This is a genomic window from Dechloromonas hortensis, assembly GCF_009469765.1.
Lineage (GTDB): Bacteria > Pseudomonadota > Gammaproteobacteria > Burkholderiales > Rhodocyclaceae > Azonexus > Azonexus hortensis.
This window is the reverse complement of record NZ_SSSQ01000001.1, coordinates 290,653-306,384: the sequence shown is the minus strand read 5'-3', so window position 1 is coordinate 306,384 and position 15,732 is coordinate 290,653. Positions and strand designations below refer to the sequence as shown.

The 15,732-nt window shown below is 65.0% G+C and carries 18 protein-coding genes; 16 read left to right on the top strand and 2 right to left on the bottom strand.

The window, feature by feature from the left end:
* Positions 1-131 precede the first annotated feature (131 nt).
* Genes GH663_RS01485 through trmB form a run of 9 tightly spaced genes read left to right on the top strand, consistent with a single transcriptional unit; the run spans position 132 to position 7,839 of the window.
* Positions 132-1,649, top strand: a complete 1,518-nt coding sequence (locus GH663_RS01485; RefSeq protein WP_153129966.1) for a GGDEF domain-containing protein — start codon at positions 132-134, stop codon at positions 1,647-1,649.
* A gap of 10 nt (positions 1,650-1,659) precedes the next feature.
* Complete coding sequence (locus tag GH663_RS01480; protein ID WP_170291310.1) at positions 1,660-2,160, top strand: DNA-deoxyinosine glycosylase; 501 nt, start codon at positions 1,660-1,662, stop codon at positions 2,158-2,160.
* Positions 2,161-2,211: 51 nt separating this feature from the next.
* Positions 2,212-3,975: an arginine--tRNA ligase gene (gene argS, locus GH663_RS01475; RefSeq protein ID WP_153129965.1), complete on the top strand. Its 1,764-nt coding sequence runs from the start codon at positions 2,212-2,214 to the stop codon at positions 3,973-3,975.
* A gap of 12 nt (positions 3,976-3,987) precedes the next feature.
* On the top strand, positions 3,988-4,638 hold the full coding sequence (locus tag GH663_RS01470; protein ID WP_153129964.1) for an SPOR domain-containing protein: 651 nt from the start codon (positions 3,988-3,990) through the stop codon (positions 4,636-4,638).
* Between the two features lie 3 nt (positions 4,639-4,641).
* Positions 4,642-5,280, top strand: coding sequence for a thiol:disulfide interchange protein DsbA/DsbL (locus tag GH663_RS01465; RefSeq protein WP_153129963.1), 639 nt, complete (start codon positions 4,642-4,644; stop codon positions 5,278-5,280).
* On the top strand, positions 5,281-6,051 hold the full coding sequence (locus tag GH663_RS01460; RefSeq protein ID WP_153129962.1) for an SDR family oxidoreductase: 771 nt from the start codon (positions 5,281-5,283) through the stop codon (positions 6,049-6,051).
* A gap of 4 nt (positions 6,052-6,055) precedes the next feature.
* A complete protein-coding gene (thiS, locus tag GH663_RS01455) occupies positions 6,056-6,259 on the top strand; it encodes a sulfur carrier protein ThiS (protein WP_066887179.1) in 204 nt (67 codons plus the stop codon).
* Between the two features lie 15 nt (positions 6,260-6,274).
* The gene (locus GH663_RS01450; protein ID WP_066887182.1) at positions 6,275-7,057 is read left to right on the top strand and encodes a thiazole synthase; all 783 of its coding nucleotides are present in this window, start codon (positions 6,275-6,277) and stop codon (positions 7,055-7,057) included.
* Positions 7,054-7,839 (top strand): tRNA (guanosine(46)-N7)-methyltransferase TrmB, encoded by a 786-nt coding sequence (trmB, locus tag GH663_RS01445; protein WP_153129961.1) that lies wholly within the window; start codon positions 7,054-7,056, stop codon positions 7,837-7,839. Before GH663_RS01450 ends, trmB begins: the two co-directional genes overlap by 4 nt.
* Before the next feature lie 18 nt (positions 7,840-7,857).
* On the opposite strand, the gene GH663_RS01440 is transcribed toward trmB, so the two are convergent.
* Complete coding sequence (locus GH663_RS01440; RefSeq protein ID WP_153129960.1) at positions 7,858-8,592, bottom strand: hypothetical protein; 735 nt, start codon at positions 8,590-8,592, stop codon at positions 7,858-7,860.
* Positions 8,593-8,733: 141 nt separating this feature from the next.
* Here GH663_RS01440 and GH663_RS01435 point away from each other — a divergent pair, with 141 nt between their 5' ends.
* Genes GH663_RS01435 through GH663_RS01420 form a run of 4 tightly spaced genes read left to right on the top strand, consistent with a single transcriptional unit; the run spans position 8,734 to position 12,056 of the window.
* Positions 8,734-9,009 (top strand): hypothetical protein, encoded by a 276-nt coding sequence (locus GH663_RS01435; RefSeq protein WP_153129959.1) that lies wholly within the window; start codon positions 8,734-8,736, stop codon positions 9,007-9,009.
* A gap of 12 nt (positions 9,010-9,021) precedes the next feature.
* Positions 9,022-9,939 (top strand): recombination-associated protein RdgC, encoded by a 918-nt coding sequence (locus GH663_RS01430; RefSeq protein ID WP_153129958.1) that lies wholly within the window; start codon positions 9,022-9,024, stop codon positions 9,937-9,939.
* A complete protein-coding gene (locus tag GH663_RS01425; protein WP_153129957.1) occupies positions 9,936-10,340 on the top strand; it encodes a YchJ family protein in 405 nt (134 codons plus the stop codon). Before GH663_RS01430 ends, GH663_RS01425 begins: the two co-directional genes overlap by 4 nt.
* A 39-nt stretch (positions 10,341-10,379) precedes the next feature.
* Positions 10,380-12,056, top strand: a complete 1,677-nt coding sequence (locus GH663_RS01420; RefSeq protein WP_153129956.1) for an ABC-F family ATP-binding cassette domain-containing protein — start codon at positions 10,380-10,382, stop codon at positions 12,054-12,056.
* 64 nt (positions 12,057-12,120) lie between these two features.
* Here GH663_RS01420 and GH663_RS01415 read toward each other — a convergent pair whose 3' ends face one another.
* On the bottom strand, positions 12,121-13,023 hold the full coding sequence (locus tag GH663_RS01415; protein WP_153129955.1) for a LysR family transcriptional regulator: 903 nt from the start codon (positions 13,021-13,023) through the stop codon (positions 12,121-12,123).
* 139 nt (positions 13,024-13,162) lie between these two features.
* On the opposite strand from GH663_RS01415, the gene GH663_RS01410 reads away from it, so the two are divergent.
* The 3 genes from GH663_RS01410 to GH663_RS01400 all read left to right on the top strand — a co-directional run bounded on the left by GH663_RS01410 (position 13,163) and on the right by GH663_RS01400 (position 15,708).
* On the top strand, positions 13,163-13,762 hold the full coding sequence (locus tag GH663_RS01410) for an FMN-dependent NADH-azoreductase (protein ID WP_153129954.1): 600 nt from the start codon (positions 13,163-13,165) through the stop codon (positions 13,760-13,762).
* A 69-nt stretch (positions 13,763-13,831) separates the two neighbouring features.
* Positions 13,832-14,698 (top strand): pirin family protein, encoded by an 867-nt coding sequence (locus tag GH663_RS01405; protein ID WP_153129953.1) that lies wholly within the window; start codon positions 13,832-13,834, stop codon positions 14,696-14,698.
* An 83-nt stretch (positions 14,699-14,781) separates the two neighbouring features.
* Entirely contained in the window at positions 14,782-15,708 is a 927-nt protein-coding gene (locus tag GH663_RS01400) for a VTT domain-containing protein (protein WP_153129952.1), read from the top strand.
* Positions 15,709-15,732: the final 24 nt, after the last annotated feature.

The window sequence follows — 15,732 nt, the reverse complement described above, 5'->3', positions numbered from 1 at the left end:
CGAGCTTGGTCGGGGCGGATTGTGCCATCCTTGTACATTGATGCAGACGGCGAAATGCAATAGCGATAAACTCCGCGGGCGGGGCGTTTGCCCCGATCTGTTTCCAGCTGAAACCTTTCCAGATTGCTTCGATGAGCGAACCGAAACACCCCTCCGAAATCGCCCGGGAGGCGTTGAAACGCCTGGCGGCTCGCCATCTGGCGCCGACGCCGGCCAACTACCAGGCCTGCTACAACGAAATCGCCAATCTGCCCAATATCGTGCCTTTCCCGGAGCCGCCGCTGCGCCAGTTGGCGGAGTCTCTGGTGGCGCGCAGTCCTGAACAGAAGCTGTCGCTCGAGCAGCTCGGCGCGGCGATATCACGGCGCAGTTGGCAGGGCGTGCAGGATGCGCTGCTCGGCTTCGTCGCGGCTGCCAGCGGGCCGGCCAAGGAACCGGAACTGAAGATTCTGCCGGTGCTGCCGGTCGAGTTCGCCGCCAAGCTGGCGCGCTTCGTCGAATGCGTGCTGCCGGCGCTCGGCGACGACAACGAGCGGGTCAGCGAGATGTCGAGCGAGTTCCTGCTCGCCCTACGCCAGCCCGAACTCGACCTGCCGGCGGTGCAGGGCATGCTGGCCAATCTGAGCCATCAGGTGCTGTTCGCCGCCGAGGAACAGGTCGAGATCAAGGAGTCGCTGCTCAAGCTGCTGCACCTGATCATCGAGAATATCGGCGAATTGAGTCTCGACGACAGTTGGTTGAAAGGCCAGGTCGACGGCTTGCTGGCGACCGTCGTGCCGCCGCTCAGCCTGCGCCATCTGGACGAGATGGAGCGCCGCCTGCGCGACGTGATGGTCAAGCAGAGCGAGGCGAAAAGCCGCTCGATCGAGGCGCAGGAGGAAATGCGCCAGATGTTGAGTGCCTTCATCGAGCGCCTGGCGACGATGAGCGAGTCGAGCGCGACTTTCCAGGGACGGATCGAGGAAAGCGCCCGCCTGATCGAAGGCATCCAGCGCGTCGAGGATCTGGCGCCGCTGCTCAAGGACGTCATCGGGGCAACCCGGGCGATGGTCGATGAAACGGCGCAATCGCGCCAGCAATTGCAGATCTTGCAGGAGAAGGTGCTCAACACCGAGGCCGAGCTGGTCCAGTTGCACCTCGAGCTCGACAACGCCAGCGCGCTGGCCCGCCACGACCCGCTGACCGATGCGCTGAATCGCAAGGGGTTGGACGAGGCGCTGGTTCGCGAGATCGCCAACATGCGGCGCAAGGAAACCCCCTTGTCGCTAAGCCTGCTCGACATCGACAATTTCAAGAAGCTGAACGACCGCCTCGGCCACGAGGCCGGCGACGATGCGCTGATCCACCTGGCCAATGTCGCCCGCAAGTGCATGCGGCCAACCGACACGCTGGCCCGTTACGGCGGCGAGGAATTCGTCATCCTGATGCCGGATACGCCGCTCGAGAACGGTATCGAGGTCATGACCCGGCTGCAGCGCGAACTGACCAAGGCCTTCTTCCTGTCCGGCCGCGAAAAGGTGCTGATCACCTTCAGCGCCGGCGTCGCCCAACTGGCGACCGAGGAGTCCGGGGCCGATGCCATCAAGCGGGCCGACCAGGCGATGTATCTCGCCAAGCGGGCCGGCAAGAACCGGGTGATGGCCGGCTGAGCCTTCGTCGATGGATTTGTCGTACGGTTTTCCGCCGGTCGCCAATGGCCAGGCTCGCCTGCTGATCCTCGGCAGCATGCCGGGCCAGGCCTCGCTGCAGGCGGCCCAGTACTACGCCCATCCGCGCAATGCCTTCTGGCGGATCATGGGCGACCTGCTCGGCGCCGGTCCCGAACTGCCCTACGCGCAACGCCTGGTTCGCCTGCAGGCGGCCGGGGTCGCGCTGTGGGACGTCATTGCCGCCTGCCAGCGCGGCGGCAGTCTGGACGCGGACATTGTCGGCGCCTCGGTCCGGGCCAACGATTTTTCGGCTTTTTTGGCCGTGCACCGCAGCATTGAGCGGATTTTCTTCAATGGCGCCGCTGCCGAAGCGAGTTTTCGCCGGCATGTGCTGCCCGGCCTGGCCGAGCGGCCGCTCGCCCTGCATCGGCTGCCATCGACCAGTCCGGCCCATGCCGCGCGCAGTTACGCCGACAAGCTGGCCGCCTGGTCGGTGATAGTCGCCAAATAAACGGGCAGCGGCATCGTATAATCGACGTTTTGCTTTTTAAGCTGCAAATCAATGGCCCAAGACGTCAAAACCCAGCTGACCGCCCTGTTGCAACAGGCGCTGGCCAGCGTTGCCCCCAGCGCAACCGATACCCCGATTCATCTCGAACGCCCGCGCGATCCGACGCACGGCGACTTCGCGACCAACCTGGCGATGCAACTGGCCAAGGCGCTGAAGAAGAACCCGCGCGAAATCGCCCAGCAGCTGCTCAATGAATTGCCGGCCTCGGCGCTGGTCACCAAGGCCGACGTGGCCGGGGCCGGTTTCATCAATTTCACGCTCGACGCCGGCACCAAGACCGACGTCGTCAAGGCCGTGCTGGTCGAAGCCGAGAATTTCGGCCGCTCGACGGTGGGCGGCTGGCAGAAGGTGCAGGTCGAATTCGTCTCGGCCAATCCGACCGGGCCGCTGCACGTCGGCCACGGCCGCGGTGCCGCCTACGGCGCTTCGCTGTCCAGCCTGCTGACTTTCGCCGGCTGGGACGTGACCCGCGAGTACTACGTCAATGACGCTGGCCGCCAGATGGATATCCTCGGCCTGTCGACCTGGCTGCGCTATCTCGAACAGCACGACGTGATCGTGCCTTTCCCGCCCAATGCCTACCAGGGCGCTTACGTCCGCGACATGGCGGCGCAGTTGAAGCATGCCCATGGCGACAAGTACGTGCGCAGCGCCGAGGCCGTGCTGGCCGGCACGCCGGGCCTGCCGGAAGCCGCTCGGGCTGACGACGAAGCCAAGCAGCAGCGCGAACTGCATCTCGATGCGCTGATCGCGCAGGCCAAGGAACTGCTCGGCCCGGACTGGGAGTATGTCCATCAGCACGCCTTGAATGAGCAGCTGGCCGACTGCCGCGACGATCTGAAGGAGTTTGGCGTCGAGTTCGAGGTCTGGTACTCCGAAAAAGCCTTGTACGACACCGGTCTGGTCGCCCGCTGCGTCGATCTGCTGGAAAAGAAGGGTCACCTCTACGTCCAGAACGGCGCCCGCTGGTTCAAGTCCACCGCCTTCGGCGACGAGAAGGACCGCGTTGTCCAGCGTGAAAACGGCTTGTACACCTATTTCGCCTCCGACATCGCCTACCACCTGAACAAGTTCGAGCGCGGTTTCGACAAGGTCATCAACATCTGGGGCGCCGACCACCACGGCTACATCCCGCGCGTCACCGGCGCCATCAAGGCACTGGAACTCGATTCGGACAAGCTGCAGGTCGCCCTCGTCCAGTTCGCCGTGCTTTACCGCAACGGCCAGAAGGCTTCGATGTCCACGCGTTCCGGCGAGTTCGTCACGCTGCGCGAACTGCGCAAGGAAGTCGGCAACGATGCCTGCCGCTTCTTCTACGCGCTGCGCAAGTCCGACCAGCACCTCGACTTCGACCTCGATCTGGCGAAGAGCCAAACCAACGAAAATCCGGTCTATTACATCCAGTACGCCCACGCCCGCATCTGCTCGGTGGTCAACCAGTGGGCCGGCGATGCCGCCGCGCTGGCCGGCGCCGACCTGTCGCTGCTGAGCAATCCGCGCGAACTGGCCATCGCCAATCAACTCGCCCAGTTCCGCGAAGTGATCGAGACGGCGGCGCGCGATCTGGCGCCGCACATGATCGCCTTCTACCTCAAGGATCTGGCCGGCGAGTTCCACGGCTGGTACAACGCCGAGCGCATGCTGGTCGATGACGTCGCGCTGCGCGACGCGCGTGTCGCGCTGGCCACCGCCGTGCGTCAGGTGATCCGCAATGGCCTGGCCATCCTGGGCGTCAGCTGCCCGGAATCGATGTAAGGAAAACGCTCGATGAGTCGCGATATGAAACCCCGCCGCAACCAGCCGGCCAAGAAGAAATCCGGTGGCGGCACGCTGATCGGCATGTTCATCGGCCTCGTGCTCGGCGTCGGGGTCGCGGCCGGGGTCGTCTGGTACCTGAACAAGTCGCCATTGCCCTTCAACAAGCAGGTCCAGGCCCCACCGGCCAAGCCGGAAGGCACCGTGCCGGCGAACGGCAAGGCGACGCCGCAGAACGGCCAGCCGATGGCGTTGCCGGGCAAGCCGGGCGACCCGATTCCCGAGAAGCGCTTCCAGTTTTACGACATTCTGCCGGGCAAGGCCGATGCGGTGCCGGACAAGGCCGCCAAGCCCGAGGCCAAGCCGGAAGAGCCGAAGAAGGAAGAAAAGAAGGAAGAAGCCAAGAAAGAGGAGCCGAAGGAAAGCAAGACGCCGCTCTTCCTGCAGGCCGGTTCCTTCAGCACGGCGCAGGATGCTGACAACCAAAAGGCCAAACTGGCGTTTATGGGGATAGAGGCCGTCATCCAGCAGGTGATGATCCAGGATAAAACCTTCTATCGCGTCCGGGTCGGCCCCTACACCAAGCTCGATGAATTGAACAAAACGCGCGCCGAACTGGCTAAGGCCGGGATTGACGCCCAACTTGCCAAAAACAAGGAGTAACGCATGAAGTTTGCCCGTCGTATTTTCCTCAGCGCGGTGCTGGGCGCTGCCTTGACCGTTTCGATGTCCTCGTTCGCCCAGTCGGCCGGCAAGGATTACACGCCGATCAGCCCGGTCCAGCCGACCGAGGATGGCGCGAAGATCGAGGTGCTCGAGTTCTTCAGCTACGGTTGCCCGCACTGCAGCGACTTCAATCCGATTCTCCACGCCTGGGCCGGCAAGTTGCCGGCTGACGTTGTCGTCAAGAAGGTGCCGGTGACCTTTGGCCGTGCTGCCTGGGGCAATGTCGCCAAGCTTTACTACACCCTGGAAATCACCGGCGACCTCAGCCGCCTGGAAGCCGATGTCTTCAAGGCCATCCATCAGGAACGTGCCAACCTGTTCGACGAAAAGACCTTGACCGAATGGGTCGTCAAGAAAGGCGTCGATCAGAAGAAATTCACTGAAACCTTCAGCTCCTTCGGCGTCATGAGCAAGGTCAAGCGCGCCGACCAGATGGCGCAGGCCTACAAGATCCAGGGCGTGCCGGCCCTGGCCGTCGAAGGCAAGTACCTGGTCGGTGGCAAGGACTTCAACGAAGCGCTGGCCATTACCGACAAGCTGATTGCCAAGGCACGCAGCGAGAAGTCCGGCAAGAAGTAATTGACCCAGAAGGTCTTCATCACGGGCGCCTCGTCGGGTATCGGCGAGGCGCTTGCCGTTTACTACGCCGCGCAGGGCGCAACGCTGGGCCTGGTGGCACGGCGCCGCGACTTCCTGGACGGGCTGAACCAACGCCTCGGCGGGCGCCACGCCTGCTATGCGCTCGACGTCGCCGATGCGCCGGCACTGCACGACGCGGCGACCGACTTCATCTTCCGCTTCGGGGCGCCTGACATCATCATCGCCAATGCCGGCGTTTCTGCCGGGACGCTGACCGAGTGCGAGGAGGATCTCGACATCTTCCGCCGGGTGATGGATACCAACGTTTTCGGCATGGCGGCGACTTTCGCGCCGTTCATTCCGGCCATGCGCGTCGCCGGCGGCGAGCGGCGCCTGGTCGGCATCGCCTCGGTCGCCGGCATTCGCGGCCTGCCCGGGGCGGAGGCCTATTCGGCCTCGAAGGCGGCGGCGATCACCTACCTGGAAAGCCTGCGCCTCGAAATGCGCCCTTACGGCATCAAGGTGGTGACCATTGCCCCGGGCTACATCGAAACGCCGATGACGGCGGTCAACCCCTACAAAATGCCCTTTTTGCTGCCGGTCGACCAAGCGGCCGAACGCTTTGCGGCAGCCATTGCGCGCGGCACTACCTACACCGTCATCCCGTGGCCGATGGGCGTTGTCGCCAAGCTGTTGCGCGCGCTACCCAACTGGCTCTACGATCGCCTGTTCACAAGCGCCCCGCGCAAGCCGCGCGGCTTGTTAAAATAGCCCGATGCTAGACCTCAAGATCAATGGCGAAGTCCGCCAGTTTCCCGCAGCGCTGACCGTGACCGGCCTGATCGACCAGCTCGGTTACACCGGCAAGCGCATCGCCGTTGAACGCAACGGCGAAATCGTCCCGAAAAGCCAGCATGCGACGACGCAGCTCGCCGCCGGCGACCAACTCGAAATCGTCGTCGCCGTCGGCGGCGGCTGAACCGGAGCACACTCCATGCATCAACTGACCATCGCCGGCAAGGCGTACCGTTCCCGCTTGCTGGTCGGCACCGGCAAGTACAAGGATTTCGCCGAAACGCGCGCCGCCATCGACGCCTCGGGCGCCGAAATCGTCACCGTCGCCATCCGCCGCACCAACATCGGCCAGGACGCCAGCCAGCCCAACCTGCTCGACGCCATTCCGCCGTCGCAATTCACCATCCTGCCCAACACCGCCGGCTGCTACACCGCCGACGACGCCGTGCGCACGCTGCGCCTGGCGCGCGAGCTGCTCGACGGCCACCCGCTGTGCAAGCTGGAAGTGCTCGGCGATCCGACCAACCTCTTCCCGAACATGCCGGAAACCCTGAAGGCCGCCGAAACGCTGGTCAAGGAAGGTTTCCAGGTCATGGTCTACTGCGCCGACGACCCGATCCAGTGCAAGATGCTGGAAGAAATCGGCTGCGTCGCGGTGATGCCGCTCGCTTCGCTGATCGGTTCCGGCATGGGCATCGTCAACCCGTGGAACCTGCGCCTGATCATCGACAACGCCAAGGTGCCGATCATCGTCGATGCTGGCGTCGGCACCGCATCGGACGCGACCATCGCGATGGAGCTGGGCTGCGACGGCGTGCTGATGAACACCGCCATCGCCCACGCCAAAAATCCCGTACTGATGGCCAGCGCCATGAAAAAGGGCATCGAAGCGGGTCGCGAGGCTTTCCTGGCCGGCCGCATGGCTCGCAAATACTACTCGGCCGACCCGTCGTCGCCGACTTCCGGACTGATCGGCTCATGAGCAACGCCCCCCTGATTGAAAGCGGCGCCGAAGGCGTCTACGAAAGCGGCCGCGAAGGCCATGGCCACATCAAGAGCTTTGTGCGTCGGGCCGGCCGCATGTCGGAAGCGCAGCAGCGTTTCTACGCCGACATGATGCCGAAGATCGGCCTGGTCTATGCGCCGCAGCCGGTGGACCTGAACGCCTTCTTTGGTCGCGATAACCCGAAAGTGCTGGAAATCGGCACCGGCATGGGCGAGACGACGGCGAAGATCGCCGCGGCGCATCCCGAGATCGATTACCTCGGCCTCGAAGTGCATGTGCCGGGCGTCGGCGCGCTGTGCAAGCAGATTGCCGAGCGCGAGCTGAAGAACCTGCGCATCGGCCAGCACGATGCCGTGGAAATCGTCCGCGACATGTTGCCGGAAGGTTCTCTCGCCGGCATTCACATCTTTTTCCCCGATCCGTGGCACAAGACGCGCCACAACAAGCGTCGCCTGATCCAGTCGCCCTTCGTTGCGCTGCTCGCCTCGCGCCTCAAGCCGGGCGGCTACATTCATTGCGCCACCGACTGGGAAAACTACGCCTTGCAGATGCTCGACGTCCTGGGACGCGAGCCCAGCCTGGAAAACAGCGTCGCCAACCCGTCGACCGCAGAATTGGCCGCCGCACTCGAAGCCGACCGTGCCGAAGGCCTGGCCGGTTTTGCGCCGCGGCCGGAATACCGGCCGCTGACCAAGTTCGAAAACCGCGGCCTGCGTCTCGGCCACGGCGTCTGGGACGTCATTTTCCGGAAGCGCTGAGCTTCCGGAGTATCGGAATCAGGCCGGCTTCGCCTTGCGGCGCCGGCCGAACAGCCCGAGGCCGCCGAGGGCGGTAGCCAGCAACAGGGCGCTGCCCGGTTCATCAACAGCGTTGGCGGCGAGGCTGGCCGGCAGCTGGGTGGCGACCAGATAGTCCTGGTAGCCGGCGCTGCTGCCAACGCCACCCGATTTGCCGCTGGTATAGAAGGTGAAGCTGTAATTGTTGCTGCCGAATTGCCCGTCGATCTGGTTCAGCATGCCGTTCGCCAGCGAGACCAGGTTCTGCGTCGTCTGGTTGGTGGTGCGGACCAGGCCGCTGCCATCCAGCTTCAGGTCGCCGTCGGCAACGATTTCCCAGAGGGCGAGTTGGAAGGCGGCTGCGGCGTTGGCGCCGCCATTGTTGAGCTTCAGCGTGCTGGCGTAGGACTCGGAATACAGCTCGCGGATGTAGTTGGCCTTGGTCGTGCCGAAAACGCCGTCGAGGCTGCTGGTCAGGTAGCTCTGCTTGGTGGTCGGCGACCATTCCCAGGGATCGACGCAGAAGGCGAGGGCGCCGATGGCGTTGTCGATGCTCAGGGTTTGCAGGCCGGCCCAGTAGTTGGCGGCGCCGGACTGGATCGGCAGGATCAGGCTGGTGGTCGATTGGCCGTTGGTCAGGCCGCTTTCCATGAGCAGTACCGGGGTGGCCGAAGCGGTGGCGGCGACGAGGCAGGCAGCGGCACCGAGCAGGCTTTTGAGCGGCAGTTTTTTCATCAGAGGGCTCCCCGAGCAGGTTTGTATTTGTTGGGATCGAGCATAAGGGCGCGCATTAAAATCGCCTGTGAAATGCCTCACGGTCGTCGCGAGTTGGCCGGGCTGTTAAACTCTCGCCCCGATTTGTCTCAGGAATACCCGATGCTCGTTTTGAATGCCGAGCGGACCAGCGCCATCGTCATTCGACACGATGGCCAGAACGTCCGGCTGGTGCCGATGAAGGCCGGGCGCTTGACGGTCAGCCGCTGCACGCGGGCGCGCTTCGACAGCGAATGGCGCGCCGCCGACCTCCCGCTGGCGCCGGCGCTGGACGATTTTCTCGCCCATGCCAACCGTCAGGGCGCCACCGTCGAAGCCCTGAAGGGCCTCGAAAACCTGGCCCAGCGTGACCGCTGGGTGGTTAGCAACCTTTTTTAAGAGTCCGGAATTATGTGGTTCAAGAATCTTCAGCTTTACCGTCTGCCGACGCCGTGGAACATCGACCTCGCCAAGTTCGAGGAACAACTGGCGCGCGCCCCTTTCGTCAAATGCCCGAGCAACCAGCCAATGTCGCGCGGTTGGGTCTCGCCGCGCCGTGACGGCGCGCTGGTCTTCTCGCTTGGCCGCCAGTGGATGATTGCGCTCAGCGTCGAACAGCGCCTGCTGCCGTCCTCTGTGGTCAATGAGGAGGTCAAGGAACGGGCCGAGGCGATGGAAGCCCAGCAGGGCTACGCGCCGGGCCGCAAGCAGTTGAAGGACCTGCGCGACCGCGTCACCGAGGAACTGATGCCGCGCGCCTTCACCCGCCGCCGCACCACCTACGTCTGGGTCGATCCGCAGAACGGCTGGTTCTGCGTCGATGCGGCCAGCCCGGCCAAGGCCGAGGAAGTGATCGAGCATCTGCGCCAGTGCCTCGACGAGTTCCCGCTCTCCATGGTCCATACCCAGGTTTCGCCGCAGAGCGCGATGGCCGACTGGCTGGCCGGCGGCGATGCTCCGGCCGGTTTCACCATCGACCGCGACTGTGAACTGAAGGCGGTCGGCGAGGAAAAGGCGGCCGTCCGCTACGTCCGCCACCCACTCGACGGCGACGAGATCAGCGGCGAGATCAAGGCCCACCTGGCCAGCGGCAAGTTGCCGACCAAGCTGGCGCTGACCTGGGACGACCGCATTTCCTTCGTGCTTGGCGAAAAGATGGAAATCAAGCGTCTCGCCTTCCTGGACCTGTTGAAGGATGAGGCCGAGAAGAGCGCCGAACGGGCCGACGAGCAGTTCGATGCCGATTTCGCGCTGATGACCGGCGAATTTGCCCGCTTCCTGCCGCAACTGATCGAAGCGCTCGGCGGCGAAGTCGTCGACACGCCGTGAAAGCCGGCGACGCCTGCCCCTGCGGCAGCGGCAGGCGTTATGCCGAGTGCTGCGGTCGACTGCATGAAAAGGGCGAAAATGCCCCGACCGCCGAGGCGCTGATGCGTTCGCGCTACAGCGCCTTCGTGCTCGGTTTGGCGGATTACCTGCTGGCGACCTGGCACGCCTCGACCCGGCCGGCCGAACTCGACCTCAGCGACGAGGCCGGCACCAAGTGGCTGGGCCTCGACGTCAAACGGCACCAGCAGCAGGACGCGCAGCACGCCATCGTCGAATTCGTCGCCCGTTACCGGGTGGCGGGGCGTGGTCATCGTTTGCACGAAACCAGCCGCTTCGTCCGCGAGGACGGCCGCTGGTTCTATCTCGATGGCGACATCGACCCCGGCAGTTCCGCTGCCTGAATACCGGGCCATTGGCCCACCTGAAGAAAAGAATTTCTCATGATCATCCTCAAGAACGTCACGCTGCGCCGGGTTTCCAAGGTGCTGCTGGACAAGGCCTCGGTCACCATCAATCCCGGTGAAAAGATCGGCCTGGTCGGCCGCAACGGGGCCGGCAAGTCCACGCTGTTCGCGCTGCTCAACGGCACGCTGCATGAGGATGGCGGCGACTATTCGATTCCCAAGCAGTGGCGCATGGCGCAGGTGGCGCAGGACATGCCGGAAACGGCGCAGAGCGCGACCGACTTCGTCATCGACGGCGACACGACGCTGCTCGCTGCCCGCAACGAGGTGCACGACGCCGAAGCGAGCGACGACGGCATGCGCATGGCGGAAGCCTACATGGCGCTCAACGACGCCGGCGAGCACGATGCCGAAGCGCGCGCCCAGTCGTTGATCCTCGGCCTCGGCTTCAAGGTTTCCGAACTGAACAACCCGGTCGACAGCTTCTCCGGCGGCTGGCGGATGCGCCTGCAACTGGCGCGCGCCCTGATGTGCCCGTCCGACATCATGCTGCTCGACGAACCGACCAACCACTTGGACCTCGACGCCCTGGTCTGGCTCGAAGCCTGGTTGAAGCGCTACCCGGGCACGCTGATCATGATCAGCCACGACCGCGAATTCCTCGACGCCATCACCGGCGTCACGCTGCACATCGACAACGCCAAGCTGGTCCGCTATGGCGGCAACTACAGCAAGTTCGAAGACATGCGCGCCGAGCAGATGCTGCTGCAACAGGCGGCGATGGCCAAGCAGGCCGACAAGATCGCCCACCTGCAGTCCTTCATCAACCGCTTCAAGGCCAAGGCCAGCAAGGCCAAGCAGGCGCAGAGCCGGGTCAAGGCGCTGGAACGGATGGAGAAGATCGCGCCGGTGCTGGCCGATGCCGAATTCACTTTCGAGTTCCAGGAGCCGCAGAACCTGCCCAACCCGATGCTGTCGATGGTCGATGTCGCGATCGGCTATCCGCCGCCCGAAGACGCCCCGGCCGGCACGCCGCCGACCGTCATCGTGCGCGGCATCAACCGCTCGGTGCAGGCCGGCCAGCGCATCGGCATCCTCGGCGCCAACGGCCAGGGCAAGTCGACGCTGGTCAAGACCATCGCCCGCGACCTCAAGGCGGTGAGCGGTGAGGTCACCGAAGGCAAGGGGCTGAGCATCGGCTACTTCGCGCAGCAGGAACTCGACGTGCTGCGGCCGCAGGACACGCCGCTCGAACACATGGTGCGCCTCGCCAAGGAAGCCATCGCCGCCGGGCGCAGCAACGTGCCGGGCCGCGAGCAGGAACTGCGCAATTTCCTCGGCACCTTCAATTTCGGTGGCGAGATGGTCAAGCAGGCGGTCGGTACCATGAGCGGCGGCGAGAAGGCGCGTCTGGTGCTGTGCATGCTGGTCTGGCAACGCCCCAACCTGTTGCTGATGGACGAGCCGACCAACCACCTCGACCTCAACACCCGCGAAGCGCTGGCCGTCGCCCTCAACGAGTTCGAAGGCACCGTGATGCTGGTCAGCCACGACCGCGCCCTGCTCCGTTCGGTCTGCGACGAGTTCTGGCTGGTCTCCAAGGGCGGCGTCGCGCCGTACGACGGCGACCTCGACGACTACCAGCAGTACCTGCTCGACGAAGCGAAGCGGGTCCGCGAAGAGGCGGCAGCGGCCCACAAGCTGGCCCGTTGAGCGACGGGGCCGGTGGCCAAACCAAAGCGGAACCGATTGCCGGTTCCGCTTTTTTTTCGCCGGATTATTGCCCTCTGGCGAGGGTCGACCGCAGCATTTCGATGAAAGCCGTGGTCCGGGCCGGCACCAGCCGGCGGCCCGGCATTACCGACCAGATGGTGACACCGGGCAGTTGCCAGTCGGGCAGGATGCGCTTGAGCAGGCCGCGCTCGACCCAGGGGGTGGCAAAACGGTCGGCCAGGCCGACGATGCCCATGCCGTGCGTTGCCAGGTCGCGCTGCAGGCTGGGCGAATTGGCGGCCAGCGGGCCGTGCGGGGTGCCTTCCCAGAGCTCGGCGCCGCGGCTCAGGCGCCAGGGCAGGGCGTCGCCGGTGCCGCCGATCATGCCGAGGCCGGCGTGCCGGGGCAGTTCGGCCGGCGTGCCGGGTTCGCCATAGCGCTGCAGGTAGGCCGGGCTGGCGTAGAGGCCGTTTTGCAGTTCGCAGAGTTTGCGGGCGACCAGCGTGCTGTCGTCGGGCAGGCGGCTGGCGGCGCGGATGGCGAGGTCGAACCGTTCGGCGATCAGATCGACCCGGCGCGGCGACAGATCGAGTTCGAGGCGCACTTCCGGATAGCTGCTGGCGTATTCGAGCAGCAGCGGCGTCAGGTCGAGTTCGGCGAAATCCGGCAGCAGCGACACGCGCAGCACGCCGCGCGGCATGCCCTGGCGGTGCTGGGCCATGGCCGAGGCGGCTTCGGTTTCCTCAAGCAGGCGCTTGGCATGGTCGAGGATCCGTTCGCCGAATTCGGTAATCGTCAGCCGTCGCGTGCTGCGCGTCAGCAGGCGTTCGCCGAGCTTTGTTTCGAGTTGCGTGATGCGCCGCGACAGCGTCGATTTCGGCAGACCGGTCCGCTCGGCGGCGCGGGCGAAGCTGCCCGTCTCGATGATGTGGGCGAAGAGGATCAGATCGTTGGCATCGAGGCTCATGCTCATCCTTAATGTTCCATATTTGGAACAATGATACCCATTTCAACGGCTTCCGGACCACCGCTGCGACCAATAGAATTCACTCCATGGTCTCGGCAACACTGACCTCGAACCCCACCCCGAACTGGAGAACACGATCATGAAAATCCTGCAAATCAACGCCAGCGCCCGCTCTGCCGGTGCCAACTCGACCCGCCTGGCCGATGCCGTGACGGCCCGCCTGCTCGCCCAAAATCCGCACGCCAGCGTCGAGCTGCGCGATCTGGCCAGCCATCCGCACCCTGTGCTCGACGAACCGGCACTGGGCGCCTTGTTCACGCCGGTCGACCAGCGGACGCCGGAGCAGGCCGCCCGGGTCGCCCTCGACGACGCGCTGATCGCCCAGGTCCAGGCGGTCGATGCCATCGTGCTCGGCGTGCCGATGTACAACTTCGGCGTGCCGGTTCAGTTGAAGACCTGGATCGACGCCATTGCCCGGGCCGGCGTCACCTTCCGCTATACCGCCAACGGTCCGGAAGGCCTGCTCAAGGGCAAGAAGGTTTACGTCGCGCTGGCCCGCGGCGGCCTCTACCGCGACACCCCGGCCGATTCACAGGTGCCTTACCTGAAGAGCGTGCTCGCCTTCCTCGGCCTGACCGACGTCGAGTTCATCTACGCCGAAGGCCTGGCGATGGGCGCCGATGCGGCGAGCAAGGCCTTTGCCGAAGCCGAGGCACATCTCGGCGCCTTGTTTGCCTAAACAGTCATCAGGGGTGCCGGCTGCCGCAGCCGGCGCCACCTTTCCGCAATACCGATCAGGAGCCGCATCATGACGACACAAACTTTCCGCACCGTCGAACGCCTCGTCCAGGGCATGCCGACTTCCGATGGCGCCGGCGTGCGCCTGACCCGCGTGCTGACCCAGAACCTGCAACGCCGCCTCGACCCCTTCCTGATGCTCGACGCTTTCCGCAACGAGAATCCGGACGACTACATCGGCGGTTTCCCCGATCACCCGCACCGCGGCTTCGAGACGGTCACCTACATGATCGCCGGCCGCATGCGCCATCACGACAGCGTCGGCAACGAAGGCCTGCTCGGCCCGGGCGGCGCCCAGTGGATGACGACTGGCAGCGGCCTGATCCATTCCGAACTGCCCGAGCAGGAAGAGGGGCTGATGGAAGGTTTCCAGCTCTGGCTCAACCTGCCGGCCAAGAACAAGATGATCGCGCCGAGCTATCGCGACATTCCGCCGGCCGCCATTCCGGAATATGTCAGCCCGGACGACGTGCGCGTTCGGGTCATTGCCGGGGCCAGTCACGGGGTGGAAGGCGCCGTCCAGCGTCCGGATACCGAGCCGCTCTATCTCGACGTGCACCTGCCTGCCGGCAGTCGCTTCGTGCAGCCGATTGCCGCCGGGCACAACGCCTTCACCTACACCTACCGGGGCAGCGTCAGCATCGGCGGGGTGGCGGTGCCGGATCGTCACATGGCCATTCTCACCAACAACGGCGCGCCGGAACTCTGCGTCGAAGCGACTGAGGATAGCCGCCTGCTGATCATCGCCGGGCAACCGCTGAACGAGCCGATCGCCCAGGTCGGACCGTTCGTGATGAATACCGGTGCGCAGTTGCACGAAGCGATGCGCGACTACCAAGCCGGCAAGTTCGAGGCGGCGGCAGTGCGTTCCTTGTGAACCAAGCTTGCGGTGGACGGTCGTAACGGGGGATTATTCCCCCGTAAAGCCGCAACCCTTAACAGCCGCGAAAGGCGCTCCCGATGGACATCTCCCAGCTCAGCGAATCCCTGCAGCGCGATGCCGTCTGGGTCGTCTTTCTCAACGTGCTGCTGCAGCAGATCGGTCTCCCCGTGCCGGCCGTGCCGACCCTGCTGCTGGCCGGCAGCCTGGCCGTCAGTTCCGGGCAATGGGGCAAGGTCCTGGCGGCGGCCATCGTCGCCTCGGTCATTGCCGACTGGATCTGGTACCTGGCCGGGCGGGCCTATGGCTATCGCGTCCTGTCCGGCCTCTGCAAGCTGTCGATCAACCCCGGCTCCTGCGTCAGCCAGACCGAATCCCGCTTTGTCCGCTGGGGCCTCGGCTCGCTGGTCATCGCCAAGTTCATTCCCGGCTTCTCGACGGTGGCGCCGCCGATTGCCGGCTCCTTGCGGATGGCGTTGCCCGGCTTCCTGCTCGCCGCCGCAGCCGGTGCCGCCTTGTGGGCCGGGCTGGCGCTGGGCGCTGGCTGGGTGCTGCGCCAGGAAGTGCAGCGCGCCATTGCCCTACTCGACCGCCACGCCGGCAATGCGCTGAGCGTGGTCGGCGGCCTGCTCGTTGTCTGGCTGGGCTGGAAACTGTGGCAGAAATACCGCTTCCGGCAGTTCTCGGCCGTGCCGCACATCACGCCGGATGAACTGCTGGCCGCGATGGCCGGCGAGCAACCGCCGCTCGTCCTCGATCTGCGCGGCCACAGCATGGTGGCCGAAACCGGGCCGATCGTCGGTGCCACCGTCGCCGAACACGATCGCTTGCTCGATGCGGTCGGCGACTGGCCGCGCAACCGGCCCATCGTCACCCTCTGCGCCTGTCCGGAAGACGCCGGCGCCGTACAGGCGGCACGCCGCCTGCTCAAGGAAGGCTATCTCTCGGTCCGCCCGCTGAAAGGCGGCTACGAAGCCTGGATGGCTGCGGTCGACCTCGATTCCTGAGCATTTTTGCTCAGTAGTGGGCCG

Coding starts and splice junctions, on each gene's coding strand:
- GH663_RS01485 (WP_153129966.1), top strand. CDS start 132: ATGAGCGAACCGAAACACCCCTCCGAAATCGCCCGGGAGGCGTTGAAA.
- GH663_RS01410 (WP_153129954.1), top strand. CDS start 13,163: ATGAAAATCCTGCAAATCAACGCCAGCGCCCGCTCTGCCGGTGCCAAC.
- GH663_RS01430 (WP_153129958.1), top strand. CDS start 9,022: ATGTGGTTCAAGAATCTTCAGCTTTACCGTCTGCCGACGCCGTGGAAC.
- GH663_RS01415 (WP_153129955.1), bottom strand. CDS start 13,023: ATGAGCCTCGATGCCAACGATCTGATCCTCTTCGCCCACATCATCGAG.
- GH663_RS01400 (WP_153129952.1), top strand. CDS start 14,782: ATGGACATCTCCCAGCTCAGCGAATCCCTGCAGCGCGATGCCGTCTGG.
- GH663_RS01440 (WP_153129960.1), bottom strand. CDS start 8,592: ATGAAAAAACTGCCGCTCAAAAGCCTGCTCGGTGCCGCTGCCTGCCTC.
- argS (WP_153129965.1), top strand. CDS start 2,212: ATGGCCCAAGACGTCAAAACCCAGCTGACCGCCCTGTTGCAACAGGCG.
- GH663_RS01420 (WP_153129956.1), top strand. CDS start 10,380: ATGATCATCCTCAAGAACGTCACGCTGCGCCGGGTTTCCAAGGTGCTG.
- GH663_RS01470 (WP_153129964.1), top strand. CDS start 3,988: ATGAGTCGCGATATGAAACCCCGCCGCAACCAGCCGGCCAAGAAGAAA.
- trmB (WP_153129961.1), top strand. CDS start 7,054: ATGAGCAACGCCCCCCTGATTGAAAGCGGCGCCGAAGGCGTCTACGAA.
- GH663_RS01465 (WP_153129963.1), top strand. CDS start 4,642: ATGAAGTTTGCCCGTCGTATTTTCCTCAGCGCGGTGCTGGGCGCTGCC.
- GH663_RS01480 (WP_170291310.1), top strand. CDS start 1,660: ATGGATTTGTCGTACGGTTTTCCGCCGGTCGCCAATGGCCAGGCTCGC.
- GH663_RS01450 (WP_066887182.1), top strand. CDS start 6,275: ATGCATCAACTGACCATCGCCGGCAAGGCGTACCGTTCCCGCTTGCTG.
- GH663_RS01405 (WP_153129953.1), top strand. CDS start 13,832: ATGACGACACAAACTTTCCGCACCGTCGAACGCCTCGTCCAGGGCATG.
- GH663_RS01435 (WP_153129959.1), top strand. CDS start 8,734: ATGCTCGTTTTGAATGCCGAGCGGACCAGCGCCATCGTCATTCGACAC.
- thiS (WP_066887179.1), top strand. CDS start 6,056: ATGCTAGACCTCAAGATCAATGGCGAAGTCCGCCAGTTTCCCGCAGCG.